Annotated in this window: 16 protein-coding genes and 1 pseudogene; 13 read left to right on the forward strand and 4 right to left on the reverse strand. The window is 60.2% G+C overall.

Features of this window, described 5'->3' with window-relative positions:
• Positions 1-26: 26 nt before the first annotated feature.
• Positions 27-1100, forward strand: a complete 1074-nt coding sequence (rlmM, locus tag BFQ03_RS01530; RefSeq protein WP_032863326.1) for a 23S rRNA (cytidine(2498)-2'-O)-methyltransferase RlmM — start codon at positions 27-29, stop codon at positions 1098-1100.
• A gap of 38 nt (positions 1101-1138) precedes the next feature.
• Positions 1139-1390: a sulfurtransferase TusA gene (gene tusA / locus BFQ03_RS01535; protein ID WP_032863325.1), complete on the forward strand. Its 252-nt coding sequence runs from the start codon at positions 1139-1141 to the stop codon at positions 1388-1390.
• Positions 1391-1547: 157 nt separating this feature from the next.
• Here the strand turns inward: tusA and BFQ03_RS01540 are convergent, their stop codons facing one another.
• Positions 1548-2930 (reverse strand): MATE family efflux transporter, encoded by a 1383-nt coding sequence (locus BFQ03_RS01540; RefSeq protein WP_065942363.1) that lies wholly within the window; start codon positions 2928-2930, stop codon positions 1548-1550.
• Positions 2931-3072: 142 nt separating this feature from the next.
• Here BFQ03_RS01540 and pdxB point away from each other — a divergent pair, with 142 nt between their 5' ends.
• The gene (pdxB, locus tag BFQ03_RS01545; protein WP_032863323.1) at positions 3073-4218 is read left to right on the forward strand and encodes a 4-phosphoerythronate dehydrogenase PdxB; all 1146 of its coding nucleotides are present in this window, start codon (positions 3073-3075) and stop codon (positions 4216-4218) included.
• A 165-nt stretch (positions 4219-4383) separates the two neighbouring features.
• Here pdxB and BFQ03_RS30150 read toward each other — a convergent pair whose 3' ends face one another.
• Entirely contained in the window at positions 4384-4557 is a 174-nt protein-coding gene (locus BFQ03_RS30150) for a PA1571 family protein (RefSeq protein WP_032863322.1), read from the reverse strand.
• Between the two features lie 245 nt (positions 4558-4802).
• On the opposite strand from BFQ03_RS30150, the gene BFQ03_RS01550 reads away from it, so the two are divergent.
• Positions 4803-6578, forward strand: coding sequence for an ABC transporter transmembrane domain-containing protein (locus BFQ03_RS01550; protein WP_162237660.1), 1776 nt, complete (start codon positions 4803-4805; stop codon positions 6576-6578).
• A 62-nt stretch (positions 6579-6640) separates the two neighbouring features.
• Here BFQ03_RS01550 and BFQ03_RS01555 read toward each other — a convergent pair whose 3' ends face one another.
• Positions 6641-8569, reverse strand: coding sequence for a transglycosylase SLT domain-containing protein (locus BFQ03_RS01555; RefSeq protein ID WP_032863320.1), 1929 nt, complete (start codon positions 8567-8569; stop codon positions 6641-6643).
• Between the two features lie 211 nt (positions 8570-8780).
• Between BFQ03_RS01555 and BFQ03_RS01560 the strand changes: the two genes are divergently transcribed.
• Entirely contained in the window at positions 8781-10697 is a 1917-nt protein-coding gene (locus BFQ03_RS01560) for an ATP-binding cassette domain-containing protein (RefSeq protein WP_065942391.1), read from the forward strand.
• A 94-nt stretch (positions 10698-10791) separates the two neighbouring features.
• On the opposite strand, the gene BFQ03_RS01565 is transcribed toward BFQ03_RS01560, so the two are convergent.
• Positions 10792-11229, reverse strand: coding sequence for a universal stress protein (locus BFQ03_RS01565; RefSeq protein WP_032863318.1), 438 nt, complete (start codon positions 11227-11229; stop codon positions 10792-10794).
• A gap of 105 nt (positions 11230-11334) precedes the next feature.
• On the opposite strand from BFQ03_RS01565, the gene BFQ03_RS01570 reads away from it, so the two are divergent.
• The 8 genes and pseudogenes from BFQ03_RS01570 (at position 11335) to BFQ03_RS01600 (ending at position 19818) form a co-directional block, all read left to right on the forward strand.
• A complete protein-coding gene (locus BFQ03_RS01570) occupies positions 11335-11772 on the forward strand; it encodes a hypothetical protein (protein ID WP_032863317.1) in 438 nt (145 codons plus the stop codon).
• Between the two features lie 597 nt (positions 11773-12369).
• A complete protein-coding gene (gene fadB / locus BFQ03_RS01575) occupies positions 12370-14517 on the forward strand; it encodes a fatty acid oxidation complex subunit alpha FadB (RefSeq protein WP_032863316.1) in 2148 nt (715 codons plus the stop codon).
• Between the two features lie 29 nt (positions 14518-14546).
• Positions 14547-15722, forward strand: coding sequence for an acetyl-CoA C-acyltransferase FadA (gene fadA, locus BFQ03_RS01580; protein WP_029300086.1), 1176 nt, complete (start codon positions 14547-14549; stop codon positions 15720-15722).
• Positions 15723-15817: 95 nt separating this feature from the next.
• Positions 15818-16054 (forward strand): DUF1653 domain-containing protein, encoded by a 237-nt coding sequence (locus tag BFQ03_RS01585; protein ID WP_017137419.1) that lies wholly within the window; start codon positions 15818-15820, stop codon positions 16052-16054.
• 114 nt (positions 16055-16168) lie between these two features.
• Entirely contained in the window at positions 16169-18790 is a 2622-nt protein-coding gene (gene topA, locus BFQ03_RS01590) for a type I DNA topoisomerase (protein ID WP_065942364.1), read from the forward strand.
• Between the two features lie 15 nt (positions 18791-18805).
• A pseudogene (locus BFQ03_RS30455) lies at positions 18806-18910 on the forward strand (outer membrane lipoprotein carrier protein LolA); the annotation flags it as partial.
• Between the two features lie 20 nt (positions 18911-18930).
• On the forward strand, positions 18931-19452 hold the full coding sequence (locus BFQ03_RS01595; protein WP_032863313.1) for a DUF6586 family protein: 522 nt from the start codon (positions 18931-18933) through the stop codon (positions 19450-19452).
• Between the two features lie 132 nt (positions 19453-19584).
• Positions 19585-19818 (forward strand): hypothetical protein, encoded by a 234-nt coding sequence (locus BFQ03_RS01600; RefSeq protein ID WP_029300092.1) that lies wholly within the window; start codon positions 19585-19587, stop codon positions 19816-19818.
• The last annotated feature ends 109 nt before the right edge of the window (positions 19819-19927 follow it).

Raw genomic sequence — 19927 nt, forward strand, 5'->3', positions numbered from 1 at the left:
GAGCAAGCCAGTTGCCAGGAGAGTTGATGAACACCCTTTTTATGCACTGCCGCCCGGGTTTTGAAGGCGAAGTCTGTTCCGAGATCGCGGAACACGCCGCGCGCCTGAACGTTTCGGGCTATGCCAAGGCCAAGACCGGCAGCGCCTGCGCCGAATTTGTCTGCACCGAGGAAGACGGCGCCCAGCGCCTGATGCGCGGCCAACGCTTTGCCGAGCTGATCTTCCCGAGGCAGTGGGCGCGTGGGGTTTTCATCGATTTGCCGGAAACCGACCGCATCAGCGTCATTCTCGCGCACCTGCGGGACTTCCCGGTGTGCGGCAGCCTGTGGCTGGAGATGGTCGATACCAATGACGGCAAGGAACTGTCGAACTTCTGCAAGAAATTCGAAGTGCACCTGCGCAAGGCCCTGCTGGGCGCCGGCAAACTGGTGGAAGATGCAAGCAAGCCGCGCCTGCTGCTGACTTTCAAGAGCGGCCGCGAAGTGTTCATGGGGCTGGCCGAGTCAAACAACTCGGCCATGTGGCCGATGGGCATCCCCCGCCTGAAGTTCCCTCGCGACGCACCCAGCCGCTCGACCTTGAAGCTGGAAGAGGCCTGGCACCACTTTATCCCCCGGGACCAGTGGGACGAGCGCCTGCACGGTGACATGACCGGCGTAGACCTCGGCGCAGCGCCAGGCGGCTGGACCTGGCAACTGGTCAACCGTGGCATGCTGGTCACCGCCATCGATAACGGGCCGATGGCCGAAAGCCTGATGGATACCGGTCTGGTGCAACACTTGATGGCCGATGGTTTTACCTTCACCCCCAAGCAGCCGGTGGACTGGATGGTCTGCGATATCGTCGAGAAACCGGCGCGCAACGCGGCCCTGCTGGAAACCTGGATCGGCGAAGGGCATTGCCGCGAAGCGGTGGTCAACCTCAAGTTGCCGATGAAGCAGCGTTACGCCGAAGTGAAGCGCCTGCTGGAGCGTATCGAAGAAGGCTTCAAGGCGCGGGGCATTCGGGTGGAGATCGGTTGCAAGCAGCTGTACCACGACCGCGAGGAAGTCACCTGCCACTTGCGCCGTCTGGACGTAAAGAAACCCAAGGCCCGGTAAGCGCAACCTTGTAGGAACCGGCTGTTTAGGAGTGAACGATGAGTGACATTTTTGACCCTGCCGTCGACGGCACCCTCGACGCCACCGGCCTCAACTGCCCGGAACCGGTGATGATGCTGCACCAGCACATCCGCGACCTGGCGCCCGGCGGCCTGCTCAAGGTCATCGCGACTGATCCCTCGACCCGCCGCGATATCCCCAAGTTCTGTGTGTTCCTGGACCATGAACTGGTGGAGCAGCGCGAAGAGGCGGGTACTTACCTGTACTGGATCCGCAAGAAGTCCACTTGAGGCAGGTGCCTATTGTAGGAGCGAGCTTGTCTCCGGGCGGCGTTCCGACGAAAAACGTTAAAGATAACGCGAAAAAACTGACACCCCGCGTCGCTCTCAGATTTCTCGTCGGAACGCCGCCCGGAGACAAGCTCGCTCCTACAGCGGGCAGTCGCGCTTAAACCTGGCGAATACGCTTGCGCGCACTACGTGCCAGGCGCACCACCAGCATGGCCGCCGCGCAACTGAGGCCAACGATCAGCCCCTGCCACAAGCCGCTCGGGCCGTTGGCCTGGCCCAGCCAGTCGGTCAGCCCCAGCAAGTAACCGACCGGCAGGCCCACGCCCCAATAGGCGAACAGGGTCAGGATCATCGTCACCCGGGTGTCCTGATAGCCGCGCAAGGCGCCTGCCGCCGTGACCTGGATCGCATCGGAAAACTGGAACAGCGCTGCAAACACAATCAGCATCGCCGCCACCTGGACCACCAGCGGGTCGGCGGTGTAGATCGTGGCGATCTGCTCGCGGAACAACAGCATCAGGCTGCACGATACGCAGGCATAGGCCAGTGCGGTGCCCATCCCCACGCCTGCGGCAAAGCGCGCTTCGCGGGGCTCGCCACGGCCCAGGGCCTGGCCGACGCGCACGGTCACCGCCATGCTCAGGGAGTAGGGGATCATGAACACCAGCGAGCTGAAGTTCAGGGCGATCTGGTGCCCGGCCACCACGGTCGCGCCCAGGCTGCCGATCAGTAGGGCGATTACCGCAAAGATGCTCGACTCGGCAAAAATCGCAATGCCGATCGGCAGGCCAATGCCCAGGATGCGCTTGATCACCGCCCACTGTGGCCAGTCGAAGCGCTTGAACAGCTCGCTGGCCTGATAGACAGGTGCCCAGCGGGTCCAGCCGGCGAAGCCCAGCATCATTGCCCACATCACAATCCCGGTGGCCCAGCCGCAGCCCACGCCGCCCATGGCCGGCACACCGAAATGGCCATAGATGAACACGTAGTTCAGCGGGATATTCAACGCAAGCCCGGCCAGTCCGAGGATCATGCTTGGACGTGTGCGGCCCAGGCCGTCACTGAAACAGCGCAGCACGTAATACAGCGCCACTGCCGGCATGCCCGCGGCAATGCCATGCAGGTAGCCCATGCAGGGTGTGATCAGTTCGGGGTCGACATTCATCGCATGCAGGATCGGTTCGGCGCTGATCAGCAGCACTGACGCGGTACACCCCACCACCAGCGCCAGCCACAACGCCTGGCGCACCAGCGGGCCGATCTCGGTGTGGCTGCCGGCGCCAAAGCGCTGGGCGACTTTGGGGGTGGTGGCCAGCAAGGTGCCAGTCATCAACAGATACACCGGGATCCAGATGGAGTTGCCCAGGGCTACCGCCGCCAGGTCCCGCGAACTGACGCGCCCGGCCATCACCGCATCGACAAAGCCCATGGCGGTGGTTGCCAGTTGCCCGATCATGATCGGCAGGGCCAGCGCCAGCAGGCTATGGACTTCCCGGCGAACGCGGGCAGGGCCGGAGAGGGGTAGGGTGGCAGTGTTCACGTGCAGATGTCCGATAAGGGGGAGCGCAGGACGGCGCATTCTACGCCTTGACGGATGAGTCAGGAAAATACCTGTGTAGCGGATTTGTAAACGTTCCACGGGCTGGTGCCTGTACACTGCGGATCCGCCAAAGGAGCCTGCCATGCTGATTGTTGCCGACGAAAATATCCCGCTGCTCGATGCGTTCTTCGAAGGGTTTGGCGAGATCCGCCGGGTGCCAGGGCGTGCCATCGACCGCGCCGCCATTGAACAGGCCGATGTGTTGCTGGTGCGTTCGGTGACCAACGTCAACCGTGCGCTGCTGGAAGGCACACCGGTGCGTTTTGTCGGCACCTGCACCATCGGTACCGATCATTTGGACCTCGACTACTTTCACAAGGCCGGTATCCAATGGTCCAGCGCGCCGGGCTGTAACGCCCGGGGGGTGGTGGACTATGTGCTGGGCAGCCTGCTGACCCTGGCCGAAATCGAAGGGGCGGACCTGACCCGGCGCACCTATGGCATCGTCGGTGCCGGTGAGGTGGGTGGGAGGCTGGTCAAGGTACTCAAGGGCCTGGGCTGGAACGTGCTGGTCTGTGATCCGCCACGCCAGGTCGCCGAAGACGGTGATTACGTCAGCCTGGAACAGATCATCGAACAGTGTGATGTGATCAGCCTGCACACCCCGCTGAAAAAGTCCGGCAGTGGCTCGACCTGGCATTTACTGGATCGCCAGCGTCTTGAGCAGCTCAAGCCGGGCACCTGGCTGATCAACGCCAGCCGTGGCCCTGTGGTGGATAACGCGGCGCTGCGCGAGGTGTTGCTGGAGCGCGAAGACCTGCAGGCGGTGCTGGACGTGTGGGAAGGCGAGCCGCAAGTGGATGTCGAATTGGCCGAGCTGTGCGTGCTGGCAACCCCACATATCGCCGGCTACAGCCTGGACGGCAAGCAGCGCGGCACCGCGCAGATCTACCAGGCGCTGTGCGCGCACCTTGGTCAGCCGGCGACTATTTCGTTGAGTGACCTGCTGCCTGAACCCTGGCTGGCCGAGGTTACCCTCAATGCCAGCACTGATCCGGCCTGGGCCCTGGCGACGCTGTGTCGCAGCGTCTACGACCCGCGCCGCGACGATGCGGACTTTCGCCGTAGCCTGGTAGGAACAGTGGAAGAACAGCGCAAGGCATTCGACCTGCTGCGCAAACACTACCCGGAGCGCCGCGAGATCGATGGTTTGAAAGTGCGGATCAACGGTGGGTCGCCAGTGTTGTCGGGCATCGTCGCCGCACTGGAAGCACAGAACATCCTGTAGGAGCGTGCTTGTCTCCGGGCGGCGTTCCGACGAAAAACCTGAGAGCCACGCTGGGTGTCAGGTTTTTCACGTTATCGTTAACGTTTTTCGCGAGCTAGCTCGCTCCTACAGGAAAGGCATAAAAAACCCGGCCACTTGGGCCGGGTCTGAAAGAGCTGGGGCGTATCAGCCTTGCTGGGCAGGCTTGACCAGTTTCTGCTCCAGTTCGGCGCACGCGCCCTGGATCATCTCTTCGGTAATCTGCACTTCGCGACCCTGGGCATCGATGTACGAGCAGGGCAACTGCTGTGGCTGGCGGATTACTTCAACTTTGTCAGTGCTGCTGGTTTGCAAGGACATGGCCTGTCTCCTCATCAGGTTGTGTACCTACTCTAATTCCCCCGCGTGACCGAGCTGTTACAACTCCAGAGCCCGTCGGTGGATCGAATGCCCAGTCCAGCAGAAATCGCCGCGGATTTCCAGCCGGACTTTAGACCGATAGCCTCTAGGACCTAGTCTTGCCGGGCATAATTAACCTGACTCATTGTGATTTACCCAAGTTCAATCCGATTGCGGTGTAGGCTTGAGGGTGTCTTCCTCAGGTGATGCTCTCCATGCTTTCAGCCCGTCAACGCCGCGCCATCCGCCTGGCCATGCGCTTTATCGCCCCGTATCGCTGGCAGGCCACCGGTGCCTTGCTCGCACTGATTGTCACTGCAGGGATTACCTTGTCCATGGGCCAGGGCATTCGCCTGCTGGTGGATCAGGGTTTCATGACCCAATCGCCGCACCTGCTCAACCAGTCCATCGGCCTGTTCATGATCCTGGTGCTGGGCCTGGCGGTGGGCACCTTTACTCGTTTTTACCTGGTGTCGTGGATCGGTGAGCGTGTGGTGGCGGACATTCGCAGGCTGGTGTTCAACCATCTGATCTACCTGCATCCAGGGTTTTATGAAAACAATCGCAGCTCGGAAATCCAGTCACGCTTGACCGCCGACACCACCTTGCTGCAATCGGTGATCGGTTCATCCCTGTCGCTGTTCCTGCGCAACGCATTGATGGTTATCGGTGGGATTGTGTTGCTGTTTGTCACCAATCCAAAACTCACCAGCATCGTGGTGGTGGCGTTGCCGCTGGTGCTGGCGCCGATCCTGATTTTCGGCCGCCGCGTGCGCAGCCTGTCACGCCTGAGCCAGGACCGGATTGCCGACGTCGGCAGCTACGTGTCTGAAACCCTGGGCCAGATCAAGACGGTGCAGGCCTACAACCATCAGGTGCAGGATGAGCAGCGCTTCGCCGTGACCGTTGAGGAGGCGTTCGCCACGGCGCGCAAACGCATCGTCCAGCGCGCCTGGTTGATCACCCTGGTGATCATGTTGGTGCTGGGTGCGGTAGGCGTGATGCTGTGGGTGGGCGGCATGGATGTGATCGCCGGGCGCATCTCCGGTGGCGAGCTGGCGGCGTTCGTGTTCTATAGCCTGATCGTGGGCAGCGCCTTTGGCACCTTGAGCGAAGTGATCGGCGAGTTGCAGCGCGCGGCCGGGGCGGCGGAGCGGATCGCCGAGTTATTGCAGTCGCGCAATGAAATCCAGGCCCCGCCCGATGGTGCGGTCAAGCTGCCAGAACGGGTCAGTGGTCACCTGGAGCTACAAAACCTGCATTTTTCCTACCCGTCGCGTCCCGATCGCTACGCCATCGATGGGCTGAGCCTGAGCATCAATGCCGGTGAAACCCTGGCTTTGGTTGGGCCGTCCGGTGCCGGTAAATCAACGATTTTTGATCTATTGCTGCGTTTCTACGACCCGCAACAGGGGCAAGTGCTGCTGGAAGGCCGGCCTCTGAGCGCATTGGACCCGTTGGACCTGCGCCGCTGTTTTGCCCTGGTATCCCAGAGCCCGGCGCTGTTTTTTGGCAGCGTTGAAGAAAACATCCGCTACGGCAACCCCAAGGCCACACCTGCCCAGGTCGAAGAAGCGGCGCGCATCGCCCACGCCCATGATTTCATCCTGCAAATGCCCCAGGGCTACCAGACACATCTGGGGGATGGCGGCATGGGCCTTTCCGGTGGGCAGCGCCAGCGCCTGGCCATCGCCCGGGCCTTGCTGGTCGATGCGCCGATCCTGCTGCTGGACGAAGCCACCAGCGCCCTCGACGCCCAGAGCGAGCATCTGATCCAGCAGGCACTGCCGCAACTGATGGAGGGGCGTACCACTCTGGTGATCGCCCACCGTCTGGCCACAGTGAAAAACGCCGACCGGATTGCGGTGATGGATCAGGGGAAATTAGTGGCGGTGGGCACGCATCAGCAACTGATCGCCACTAATCCGCTGTATGCGCGCCTGGCAGCCCTGCAATTCAACGACAATCACGACGCCCTATAAAAAATGCCCGCGTTTCACAACGCGGGCACTTGCTGCTTCAAGCTTGCCGCTTTCGGCTGTTGTTACTGATCATCAAAATAGCGCTCGTGCCAATCCACCAGCGGTTGTGGCGAGTTGAGCTTCTGCCCGTAGATCACCGAATAAGACAGCACGTTCTGCACATACTGGCGGGTTTCGTCGAACGGGATGCTTTCCACCCACACGTCGAAACTCAGGTGATCGGCGCCGCGCAGCCATTGGCGTACGCGCCCTGGGCCGGCGTTGTAGGCGGCAGACGCGAGCACGCGGTTGCCGTTGAACTGGCTGTGCACCTGGCTCAGGTAGGCGGCGCCGAGTTGGATGTTCTTGTCCGGGTCCAGCACCTGCTGCGGTGACGCCAGTGGGATGCTGAATTTTCGCGCGGTTTCCTTGGCGGTGGCGGGCATCAGTTGCATCAGGCCGCTGGCGCCAACGCCGGAACGGGCGTCATCCATGAAGGCGCTTTCCTGGCGAGTGATGGCAAACACCCAGCTCGAATGCAGGCCACGGACCTTGGCTTCACGTACCAGGGTGTCGCGGTGGGCCATGGGGAAGCGGATATCCAGGTCGTCCCAGTACTTGGCCTGGCTGATGGTGCGGATCGCCGGGAAGTACCATTTCATGTCGTAGGCGAGCTTGGCCTGGGCGACCATTTCGTCACGGTTGAAGTGGCGGCTGACGTGATACCACTCGCGGCGGCCGTCGACGATCTGGCCACGGGCATAAAACTCCAGGGCGCGGCGCACACCCGGGGTGTTGCGCACCTTGTTGATCAGGGCCTGGCTCATGACCAGAGGCTGGTTGTTCAACTGATAGGGGGCCTGGGAGCGATCCGCCGCGAGGAAGCCATAAAAATCCCGCTCCTTTGCCAGGCCTTTGTACAGCACCAGCGCTTGCGGGTTCTTCGGCTCGGCCAGTTCCAGGGCGCGGGCCTGCCAGTAGCGCCAGCGGTTGGTAGTGGCCAGGTCCTGAGGCAGCTTGCGGGTCAACTGGTAGGCATCTTCCCAGCGGGCCAGGCGCAGCAGCAGGCGCAGGCGCCATTCGGAGACGGTGTTGTCACGCAGCTCCGGGTCGTACTTGCTCATCACGTCCAGGGCGCGGGGGTCATAGCGTCGCGCCAGGGTCAGGCCGATTTCCCGGGCGATGGACACTTTTTCGTCACGTGAGAAGTGCATGCTGCTGGCATAACCATCCAGCAGGGCCATGGCTTGTTCCGGGTCCTGGCGCGCCAGGCGGCGCAGGCCCAGGCCGACGGCGTCGGACATGGCTTCAGTGGCAGGCAGGAAGCGCGAGGGGTCACTGAGCATGGCGGGCTTTTGCGCCACGTCCACCATCAGGCGGCCCTGGGCGCCCAGGGTGGGCAAGGTTTTCACCAGGCTGTTGGCCAGCGGATAGTTGCGGGCTTCGGCGGCGAGTTTGGCGCGGTCCCAGATTTTCTGCTCGGTCAATTGGCCGGCGGCGGCCCATTGGCCAAAGGTGGCATCACAGGCAGCCGGTTGGGATTTGCCGGTCATCCACAGGGCTTCGGCGGTCTTGTAGCCTTCGGCCTTGAGGTTGTTGCCCAACTGGTATTGGCCGTGCAGGCAGTCCAGCTCGGTGAAGTTGAGCTTGGCGTCGTAGTACTTTTCAAAGGTCTTCCAGTCGCCACGCTCGGCGAGCCAGCGCAACCAGCGCAGCTTCATCCAGTTGGCCTGGGGCAGGTCGCCATGCTTGGCCAGGAACTGTTCGATTTCCTGGTTGCTCGCGGATTTGAGGCGCGCGGTCAGTTCGTCGTAGGCCAGGTAAGGCGTCAACGGGTAATCGGCCAGGGCCTGGCTGTATTGCATGTACGGGCCGGTGTCGCCCTTGGCCAGGGCCCGCTTGGCTTGATCGTAATATTGGCGTTGGGTGGTCAGGTCCACTGCCTGGGCAGTCTGGACGGCGGTGGAGGAAAGAAGCAGGCAAGATAAAAAGCTGAAAAGGCGACTGCGCATGAGACGTCCGTGCAAAGAAATCAGGACTAGTGCCGGCGCCGCCGACACTGATTGCCCCTAGCTTAGCCTTTTGCCCGCAGCCGGTGAAAGCTTTGCAGGTCGCTTCGCTGAAGTTCTCAAGAAATGTCCTACAGAACGTGTCGGGCATGAAAATGCCGGCCGCTTCACCCCCAACTCAGGTAGAATGCGCGCCCAGTTTTTGGAGAAGCGTATGACCCTGCTCAAATTCAGCGATGTGTCCCTTGCTTTCGGCGCTATGCCGTTGTTGGACAAGGTGTCCTGGCAGATCGCCCGTGGTGAGCGGGTGTGCATCATCGGCCGCAACGGCACCGGCAAGTCCAGCATGATGAAGCTGGTCAAGGGCGACCAGAAGCCCGATGACGGCTCCGTGTGGCGTGCCCCGGGCCTGAAGATCGGCGAGTTGCCGCAAGAATTGCCGGTGGCCGACGAACGGACCGTGTTCGACGTGGTTGCCGAAGGCCTCGACGGCGTAGGCGAATTGCTTGCCCAATACCATCATCTGGCGCAGAACTGCGTCACCGAGGAAGACCTGGACAAGCTGATGCACGTCCAGCAAGACCTTGAAGCCCGTGATGGCTGGCGCTTGCAGCAACTGGTCGACAGCACCTTGAGCCGCCTGCAACTGCCGGCCGACAAGACCCTTGCCGAACTGTCCGGCGGCTGGCGTCGCCGTGTGCTGCTGGCCCAGGCCCTGGTGTCCGAACCGGACCTGCTGTTGCTCGACGAACCGACCAACCACCTGGATATCGGCGCGATTGCCTGGCTGGAGGAAGCCCTCAAGGACTTCCAGGGCGCCGTGCTGTTTATCACGCACGACCGTTCTTTCCTGCAGAACCTTGCTACGCGCATCCTCGAACTGGATCGCGGCGGCCTGATCGACTGGAACGGCGACTACGCCAGCTTCCTGGTGCACAAGGAAGCCGCGCTGTCCGCTGAAGAAACCGCCAACGCGCTGTTCGACAAGAAACTGGCCCAGGAAGAAGTCTGGATCCGCCAGGGCATCAAGGCGCGCCGCACCCGTAACGAAGGCCGCGTACGTGCCCTGAAAGCCTTGCGTGTCGAGCGTAGCGAACGTCGCGAACGCACCGGCAAGGCCAATATCCAGCTCGATACCGCCGACAAGTCGGGCAAGCAGGTCATGGTCCTGGAGAACGTCAGCTTCCATCACCCGGATGGCCCGTTCCTGATCAAGGACTTCTCCATGGTCCTGCAGCGCGGCGACCGTATCGGTCTGCTGGGCGCCAACGGTACCGGCAAGACCACTTTGCTCAAGCTGATGCTCAGCGGTCTGCAACCGACCAGCGGCACCGTGGAAGAGGGGACGCGCATCGATGTGGCCTACTTCGACCAGTTGCGCCACCAGTTGGACCTGGAAAAGACCGTGATCGACAACGTCGCCGAAGGCCGCGACTTTATCGATATCGACGGCCAGAGCCGCCACGTGCTGAGCTACCTGGGCGACTTCCTGTTCAGCCCGCAACGTGCCCGCACACCGGTCAAGGCCTTGTCTGGCGGTGAGCGTGCGCGCCTGCTGCTGGCCAAGCTGTTCAGCAAACCTGCCAACCTGCTGGTGCTCGATGAGCCGACCAACGACCTCGACGTGGAAACCCTCGAACTGCTGGAAGAGGTCCTGCTGACCTTCAACGGCACCGTGCTGATGGTCAGTCACGACCGGGCATTTCTCGACAACGTGGTCACCAGCACCCTGGTCTTCGAAGGTGAAGGCAAGGTGCGCGAATACGTCGGTGGTTATCAGGACTGGCTGCGCCAGGGCGGCTCGCCGCGCCTGCTGGGCGTGACCGAGAGCAAGTCCGGCAAGGCCGACTTGAATTCTGCGGTGGTTGCACCTGCCGCTGCTGAGCCTGTTCAGGACGCTGCGCCGGCGGCCAAGAAAAAGCTCAGCTACAAGCTGCAGCGTGAGCTGGAAGCCTTGCCGGGTGATATCGACGCCAAGGAGCAGCAGATCGCTGCTGTGGAAGCCGAAATGGCTGACGCGGGTTTCTACCTGCGTCCTGCGGCGGAAACGGCCAAGGTCATCGAGTCCCTGGAGAAGTTGAACCAGGAGTTGGAAGTGCTGGTTGAGCGTTGGGCCGAGCTGGATGCCTGATTGATTCAGCGGCAATAAAAAACCGGCGCTCTTAGGAGCACCGGTTTTTTTATATGAAATGCAAGCCAGCTCCTACATTTGATTTGCAGTGTTCTTACGAGCTCTTTACCAGCTTCACTGCCAGTACGTCGCACGGCGCGCCGTGCAGTACATCATTGGCCGTGGAGCCCAGCAGCAGCGCCAGGCCATGACGCCCATGGCTGCCAACGACGATAAGGTCGCAGTTCTGTTCTTTGGCCAGGTGATGGATTTCCTGGCGTGGTTGGCCATAGGTCAGGTGGCTTTGGTCTTTTTTCAACGCGGGATACTTGGCAATCAGCCGGTCCAGGCGCTCCTTGGCCTGATCGAACTGCTGCTGTTGCAGTTGCGACAGGTCCATCGGCACATCGCCGCCAAAGGCCATGGCCATGGGTTCGACGATATGCACCAGGGACAGCTTGACGCTATCGCCGGCGATGGCCACGGCGCGCTTGATCACCGGATCGCACTCTTCGGTCAGGTCCACGGCGACCAGAATATGTTCGTAAGTCATGAGGCGTTCCTCCAGGGGACTGCAATAAGTTCAGTATGGCTGCTTTCAAGCGGATGGGGTTGCGTCAGGTCAAATCCGCTCATCTAGAAATTCGGGAGTACACATATGACGGTCTGGATAGTGGTGTCAATCCTTGTGGTGGTGTTGAGCCCCCTGGCATGGCTGCGACCTTCGCGCCACCAGAGCGGGCGCATGGCCCTGCGCATGGAGGCCCGCCGCATTGGCCTGGCGATGCAATTGTCGCCCCAGGAATGGCCGCACTGGCTCAAGCAGGAGCCGCCCAGCCCGTGTGCGCAGTACTGCCGGCCACGGCGCAGCAGTAAGCCGGCCCTCTGGTGTTACTGGCAGTTGGAGCCGGGGGTGTGGGTCAATCAGTGGCGGGAAATCTGCGTCGACGAGAAGTTGTTGCCGCATTTTGCAAAGCTGCCGGATAACGTCTACAAAATCGAAGCCGACGGGCAAATGATCGCCTTGTATTGGGGGGAGAAGGGCGAATTGAGCGTCTTGCAGGACATCAATGCCTTGCTCAAGGCCCTGGCCTGACAGCGTTCCACTGTTCCACTGTAGGAGCGAGCTTGCTCACGAAAAACCTGAGCACGCCGCGTTAAACCAGGTTTAGCGCGTTATCGTTGACGATCTTCGCGAGCAAGCTCGCTCCTACAGTGACGAAATCACAGGCAATAAAAAGCCCGACATCATCATCGGGCTGGAGTTGGCCAGGCAGGCCGGTAATTCTTCAATTCATCACGCCGCGCATTCGCACAGGCGTTCAAACGTGCGGCTAGCCTAGCCGGATATTCGCCGCTGTACAGGCCTTTTCTAAGCTTTTTGTATTATTGATTATGTGAATGCCTGCGCATTGATTCGCCTTGGCGGTTCTGAAATGACTGAAAAGTCGCGTTTTAGCGGCCCTTTCGAGCGATTGACAATTGTCGGAAATTGGCTGAAGGTGGCGTACCCAAATCAAACGGGCGTATGAATTGAGTGTTTGTCTGTCAGACATCTCAGACATAATCCCGACTATCGCATTGGCGGGTGTGCCTGGCGCATTGGCGTAAGCATTGACGTAATGATCAATGCCCGACCAGAGGCCAGCGTCCAGTGTGTACTGTTCAGCTTCCATATCGTGGAGATCAGTTGATGATTTACGAAGGTAAAGCCATCACGGTTAAGGCTCTTGAAAGTGGCATCGTCGAATTGAAATTCGACCTCAAGGGTGAGTCCGTCAACAAGTTCAACCGTCTAACCCTGAACGAACTGCGTCAGGCCGTAGACACCATCAAGGCTGATGCATCGATCAAAGGTGTGATCGTCTCCAGCGGCAAGGACGTGTTCATCGTCGGCGCTGACATCACCGAATTCGTCGACAACTTCAAGCTGCCCGATGCCGAGCTTGTGGCTGGCAACCTCGAAGCCAACAAGATTTTCAGCGATTTCGAAGACCTCAACGTGCCGACCGTTGCCGCGATCAATGGCATCGCCCTGGGCGGCGGTCTGGAAATGTGCCTGGCCGCGGACTTCCGCGTCATGGCCTCCAGCGCGAAAATCGGCCTGCCGGAAGTCAAGCTGGGCATCTACCCAGGCTTCGGCGGTACCGTGCGCCTGCCGCGTATCATCGGTGCCGACAACGCCATCGAGTGGATTGCCGCCGGCAAGGAAAACCGTGCTGAAGACGCGCTGAAAGTGGGCGCAGTCGATGCCGTGGTTGCTCCGGACAAACTCGCAGAAGCTGCACTGAACCTGATCAAGGGCGCCATCAGCGGCGAATTTGACTACAAGGCCAAGCGTCAGCCGAAGCTGGAAAAACTCAAGCTCAACGCCATCGAACAAATGATGTCGTTCGAAACCGCCAAGGGTTTCGTCGCCGGTCAAGCGGGTCCTAACTACCCGGCCCCGGTCGAAGCGATCAAGACCATCCAGAAAGCCGCGAACTTCGGTCGCGACAAGGCCCTGGAGATCGAAGCCGCCGGCTTCGTCAAACTGGCCAAGACGTCTGCTGCACAGAGCCTGATCGGCCTGTTCCTGAACGATCAGGAACTGAAGAAAAAGGCCAAGGCCTACGACGAAATCGCCAAGGACGTGAAACAGGCCGCTGTACTCGGCGCCGGTATCATGGGTGGCGGTATTGCCTATCAGTCGGCGTCCAAAGGCACGCCGATCCTGATGAAAGACATCAACGAGCACGGTATCGAGCAAGGCCTGGCAGAAGCCGCCAAGCTGCTGGTTGGCCGCGTTGATAAAGGTCGCATGACGGCTGCGAAGATGGCTGAAGTGCTCAACGGCATTCGTCCTACGCTGTCCTACGGCGATTTCGGCCACGTCGACCTGGTGGTCGAAGCGGTTGTCGAGAACCCGAAGGTCAAGCAAGCGGTCCTGGCGGAAGTTGAAGCCCAGGTCAAGGACGACACCATCCTGGCGTCCAACACCTCGACCATTTCCATCACCTTGCTGGCCAAGGCCCTCAAGCGTCCGGAAAACTTCGTCGGCATGCACTTCTTCAACCCGGTGCACATGATGCCGCTGGTGGAAGTGATCCGTGGCGAGAAGTCCAGCGAGCTGGCCGTTGCCACCACCGTTGCCTACGCCAAGAAAATGGGCAAGAACCCGATCGTCGTCAACGACTGCCCGGGCTTCTTGGTCAACCGCGTGCTGTTCCCGTACTTCGGCGGTTTCGCCAAGCTGGTCAGCGCTGGCGTGGACTTTGTGCGTATCGACAAGGTCATGGAAAAATTCGGCTGGCCAATGGGCCCGGCGTACCTGATGGACGTGGTCGGCATCGACACCGGCCACCACGGTCGCGACGTCATGGCTGAAGGCTTCCCGGACCGCATGAAAGACGACCGTCGTTCGGCCGTTGATGCGCTCTACGAGGCCAAGCGCCTGGGCCAGAAGAATGGCAAGGGTTTCTACGCCTACGAGACCGACAAGAAGGGCAAGCAGAAGAAAGTTGCCGATCCATCGGTTCACGAAGTGCTGGCTCCGATCGTCTACGAACAGCGTGAAGTGTCCGACGAGGACATCATCAACTGGATGATGATCGCCCTGTGCCTGGAAACCGTGCGTTGCCTGGAAGACGGCATCGTTGAAACCGCCGCCGAAGCCGATATGGGCCTGGTGTACGGTATTGGTTTCCCTCCATTCCGTGGCGGTGCGCTGCGTTACATCGACTCTATCGGTGTGGCCGAGTTCGTTGCCCTGGCTGATCAGTACGCTGATCTGGGCCCGCTGTACCACCCGACTGCGAAGCTGCGCGAGATGGCCAAGAACGGCCAGAGCTTCTTCGGTTAAGCGCCCAAACGACTAGAGCGAGAATATTTATGAGCTTGAATCCAAGAGACGTCGTGATTGTCGACTTCGGTCGTACTCCGATGGGCCGCTCCAAGGGCGGCATGCACCGCAACACCCGTGCCGAAGACATGTCGGCGCACCTGATCAGCAAGCTGCTGGAGCGCAACGTCAAGGTCGACCCGAACGAAGTCGAGGACGTGATCTGGGGCTGTGTGAACCAGACCCTGGAGCAGGGCTGGAACATCGCCCGCATGGCGTCCCTGATGACCCAGATCCCGCATACTGCTGCCGGCCAGACCGTCAGCCGCCTGTGTGGTTCGTCCATGAGCGCACTGCACACTGCCGCCCAGGCGATCATGACCGGCAACGGTGATGTGTTCGTGGTCGGCGGCGTGGAGCACATGGGCCACGTCAGCATGATGCACGGCGTCGATCCAAACCCGCATATGTCGCTGTACGCGGCAAAAGCCTCGGGCATGATGGGCCTGACTGCGGAAATGCTTGGCAAGATGCACGGCATTACCCGTGAAGCCCAGGACGCTTTTGGCCTGCGCTCGCACCAGCTCGCCCACAAGGCAACCCTGGAAGGCAAGTTCAAGGATGAGATCATCCCGATGAACGGCTACGACGAGAACGGTTTCCTGAAGCTGTTTGACTACGACGAAACCATTCGTCCGGATACCACCCTGGAAAGCCTGGCAGCCTTGAAGCCGGCATTCAATCCAAAGGGCGGCACCGTGACTGCCGGTACTTCGTCGCAGATCACCGATGGTGCCTCGTGCATGATCGTGATGTCGGCCCAGCGCGCCCAGGACCTGGGGATCCAGCCTCTGGCAGTGATCCGTTCCATGGCCGTGGCGGGTGTGGACCCGGCGATCATGGGCTATGGTCCAGTACCGGCCACACAAAAAGCCTTGAAGCGCGCAGGTCTGAGCATCTCCGACATCGACTTCTTCGAGCTCAACGAAGCTTTCGCCGCACAGGCCCTGCCCGTGCTGAAAGATCTGAAAGTACTCGACAAGATGAACGAGAAGGTTAACCTGCACGGCGGTGCGATTGCCCTGGGCCACCCATTCGGTTGCTCCGGTGCACGTATTTCCGGCACTTTGCTTAACGTGATGAAGCAAAATGGCGGCAACCTTGGGGTTGCAACCATGTGCATTGGTCTCGGCCAAGGCATTTCCACCGTCTTCGAACGCGTCTAAGCGTTGAGTTGACGGAAGCCGGGGCCCAGTGCCCCGGTTTTTGTTTTTTGGAATTTTTAATTTTTTTTTAATAAATTTTGTAAGAGGGCCAGAGCATGAAAGTCGAACCAGGGCTCTACCAGCATTATAAAGGTCCCCAGTACCGCGTTTTTAATGTGGCGCGGCACTCCGAGACCGAAGAAGAAGTGGTGTTTTACCAAGCACTGTATGGCGATTACGGCTTTTGGGTGCGCCCCTTGAGCATGTTCCTGGAAACCGTCGAAGTTGACGGCGAGCAGGTCCCGCGCTTTGCTTTGGTGCAGGTCGAACCCAGCCTTTTTTCAGGGCAATAACGGCCGGTTGCGCAGAATGCTGCGCTTGACCTCACTGTGTTGCCACTATATATAGCGTTGCCGCGTCAGGCGCCAACCGCCTTTCTCTTCTCGAATTCAGGAATTTTCCGATCCATGGGCAAATCGCTGGTCATTGTGGAATCCCCGGCTAAGGCCAAGACCATCAACAAGTACTTGGGTAACGAGTACGTGGTGAAGTCGAGTATCGGCCATATCCGAGACCTGCCCACCAGCGGTTCGGCTAGCGCCAGCAAGGAGCCTGCTGCCAAGCGCGGCAAGGCGGCTGCGGGCGAAGGTCCGGTGCTCTCGCCTAAAGAGAAGGCGCGCAAGCAGCTGGTCTCGCGCATGGGTGTGGACCCGGATCATGGCTGGAAGGCCAAGTACGAGATCCTTCCGGGCAAGGAAAAGGTCATCGAGGAGCTGCGCCGGCTCGCCAAGGATGCCGACACCATCTATCTCGCAACGGACTTGGACCGCGAAGGGGAAGCCATTGCCTGGCACCTGCGCGAAGCCATCGGTGGGGACGACAGCCGCTACAAGCGCGTGGTGTTCAACGAAATTACCAAGAAGGCGATCCAGGAAGCCTTCTCCAAGCCGGGTGAGCTGGACATTGACCGCGTCAATGCCCAGCAGGCGCGGCGCTTCCTCGACCGCGTCGTCGGCTACATGGTCTCGCCACTGTTGTGGGCGAAGATCGCCCGTGGCCTGTCCGCCGGACGTGTGCAATCGGTCGCGGTGAAGCTGGTAGTGGAGCGCGAGCGCGAGATCCGTGCGTTCATCCCTGAAGAATACTGGGAAGTCCACGCCGACCTCGGCACCGCCAAGGGCGCGACCGTGCGCTTTGACGTGGCCCGCGAGAAAGGCGAGGCCTTCAAGCCGCTTAACGAAGCCCAGGCCATAGCTGCGCTGGAGAAGCTCAAGGCTTCCAGCTACAGCATCGTCAAGCGCGAAGACAAACCGACCAGCAGCAAGCCGTCGGCGCCGTTCATCACCTCCACCCTGCAACAGGCCGCGAGCAACCGCCTGGGCTTCGGGGTGAAGAAGACGATGATGATGGCCCAGCGTTTGTACGAAGCGGGCTACATCACGTATATGCGTACCGACTCCACCAACCTGTCGCAAGACGCGGTGGCGATGGCGCGCACTTATATTGAAAGCGAATTCGGCAAGAAGTACCTGCCGGAGAAGCCAAACGTCTACAGCAGCAAGGAAGGCGCACAAGAGGCTCACGAAGCGATTCGTCCGTCTGACGCCAATACCGAGCCAAGCAAGCTCACGGGCATGGAGCGCGACGCTGAGCGCCTCTACGAGCTGATCTGGCGCCAGTTCCTGGCCTGCCAGATGCTGCCGGCGCAATACCTGTCCACCACCGTCACCGTGGGTGCCGGGGACTTCGAGCTGCGTGCCAAGGGGCGTATCCTCAAGTTCGACGGCTACACCCGTGTGATGCCGCAAATCGCCAAGCCCGGCGATGATGACGTGCTGCCAGACATGGCCCAGGGCGATGTGATGAAGCTGATCAAGCTTGATCCGTCCCAGCATTTCACCAAGCCGCCTGCGCGTTATTCGGAAGCCAGCCTGGTAAAAGAGATGGAAAAACGTGGCATTGGTCGTCCTTCGACCTACGCGGCGATCATTTCCACCATCCAGGACCGTGGCTACGTGGCCCTGCATAACCGTCGTTTCTATTCGGAAAAGATGGGCGATATCGTCACCGAGCGTCTGTCCGAGAGTTTCTCCAACCTGATGGACTACGGCTTTACCGCCGGCATGGAAGAGAACCTCGATGACGTGGCCCAGGGCGAGCGGGACTGGAAGAATGTACTCGACGAGTTCTATGGCGACTTCAAGAAGAAACTCGAAGTAGCCGAGAGCCCGGAACACGGTATGCGCGCCAACCAGCCGGTGATGACGGATATCCCGTGCACCACTTGCGGTCGGCCGATGCAGATCCGCACTGCGTCTACCGGTGTGTTCCTCGGTTGTTCGGGTTATAGCCTGCCGCCTAAAGAGCGCTGCAAGGCCACCGTCAACTTGGTGCCAGGCGATGAAATCGCTGCCGATGACGAGGGTGAGTCCGAGTCGCTGGTACTGCGTGGCAAGCACCGTTGCCCGATCTGCAGCACCGCGATGGATGCTTATCTGCTGGATGAGAAGCGCAAGTTGCACATCTGCGGTAACAACCCGGATTGCAACGGCTACGAGATCGAAGAGGGCACCTACCGCATCAAGGGCTACGAAGGCCCGAGCCTGGAGTGCGACAAGTGCGGCAGCGAGATGCAGCTCAAGACCGGCCGTTTCGGCAAGTTCTTCGGTTGTACCAATGCGACCTGCAAGAACACCCGCAAACTGCTGAAAAGCGGTGACGCGGCGCCGCCGAAGATGGACCCGGTGAAGATGCCTGAGCTCAAGTGCGAGAAGGTCAACGACACCTATATCCTGCGTGATGGCGCTTCGGGCTTGTTCCTGGCGGCCAGCCAGTTCCCGAAAAACCGCGAGACTCGTGCACCCCTGGTGATGGAGATCGTGCCGCACAAGGACGAGATCGACCCGAAGTACCACTTCCTGTGTGAAGCGCCGAAGAAGGATCCCGACGGTCGTCCGGCCGTGATCCGCTACAGCCGCAAGACCAAGGAGCAGTACGTGCAGACCGAAGTAGACGGCAAGCCTACGGGTTGGAAAGCGTTCTACGACGGCGGCAAGTGGAAGGTCGAGGACAAGCGCCAGGGCGCTTGATCTGTAGGCGCGAGCTTGCTCGCGAAGGTCGTTAACGATGACGCGATAAACCTGGTGCACTGCGGTGCTCTCAGGTTTTTCGCGAGCAAGCTCGCTCCTACAGGCCGTATCATACTTATGTCGTTGTGGAGACTGCCGTCATGGCCAACGAACTCTATACCCGTACCAACCAGAAAATTTACTTCGCGGGTTTGTCCCTGGACGCCCTTGGCCGTGCCGAGGAAGGAAAGGAGATGAACGCTATCGCGCTGGTCCAGGCGGGGCGAGAGTCGGCGTTGTTCCATCTGTATGGCGCCTTGTTGGGTCTGTGCCATGAAATTGCCGGCTTCTATCGTTTGCCCCAGGCGCATGCGCCGCGGGCCGAGGATATCCTGACCCGTGAGGTGCTGGAGTCGCTGGCCATTCCTGAGTTGGCTGAGCTGGTGGAGATGGCTCGCAGCCCTGACAGTTGGCTGGCACGTTTGCTGGCTGCGCATTCGGCGATGTTTCAGCCGCCGCGTGTGCCGCACAAGCCCAAGGGCGATGTGACCCAACCGTTGATCGTTGCGGTCAGCCTGGAAGAGGAAGGCCCCGAGCCACTGAGCCGGGCCGAGTTGGAGAGCTGGCGCCAGGAACTGAAAAAACTGGCGATACGCTTTCGGGATGGGTTGAACGAGTGCTGAGCCGGATAGCGTTGGCAGGGTAATGAGGCGCTACAGACCATTCATCCAGCTGTACAGAAAGCTGTTCAGATCCTGAGCGAGGCTCTGCTTATGACTGATATAATGCTGGCCTTTCGTGGAGAACAGATTTTTATGCCAACGTCCTTTCTGGAAATTGTTGAACTGCCCGACGGCCGAATTGAGCTGCGCAGGGCTGAGGACGAGGGTTCTCTGGTGACTTTGGATTTTTCCGAGGACGCCAAGGCATTCCTGCAAGGCCAACACGTGGAAGTGGCAAAAGCCATGCTGAGCGTTGGTGTGCAGATGGCGGGGCGCCTGGCTGAGGGCGAACCGGAGAAAGACGACGGTCCACGGATTCTTCACTGAGTCCGCTTGTCGTTTTTAAGATTCAAATGCTCAATCGGCTTCTCAATTCTGTAGAAGCCTAGCGTCCATCGCAGGCACTGACCTGACGTCAGGCTGCAATCGGACGACC

This window comes from Pseudomonas sp. 25 R 14, assembly GCF_900004755.1.
Taxonomy (GTDB): Bacteria; Pseudomonadota; Gammaproteobacteria; order Pseudomonadales; family Pseudomonadaceae; genus Aquipseudomonas; species Aquipseudomonas brenneri.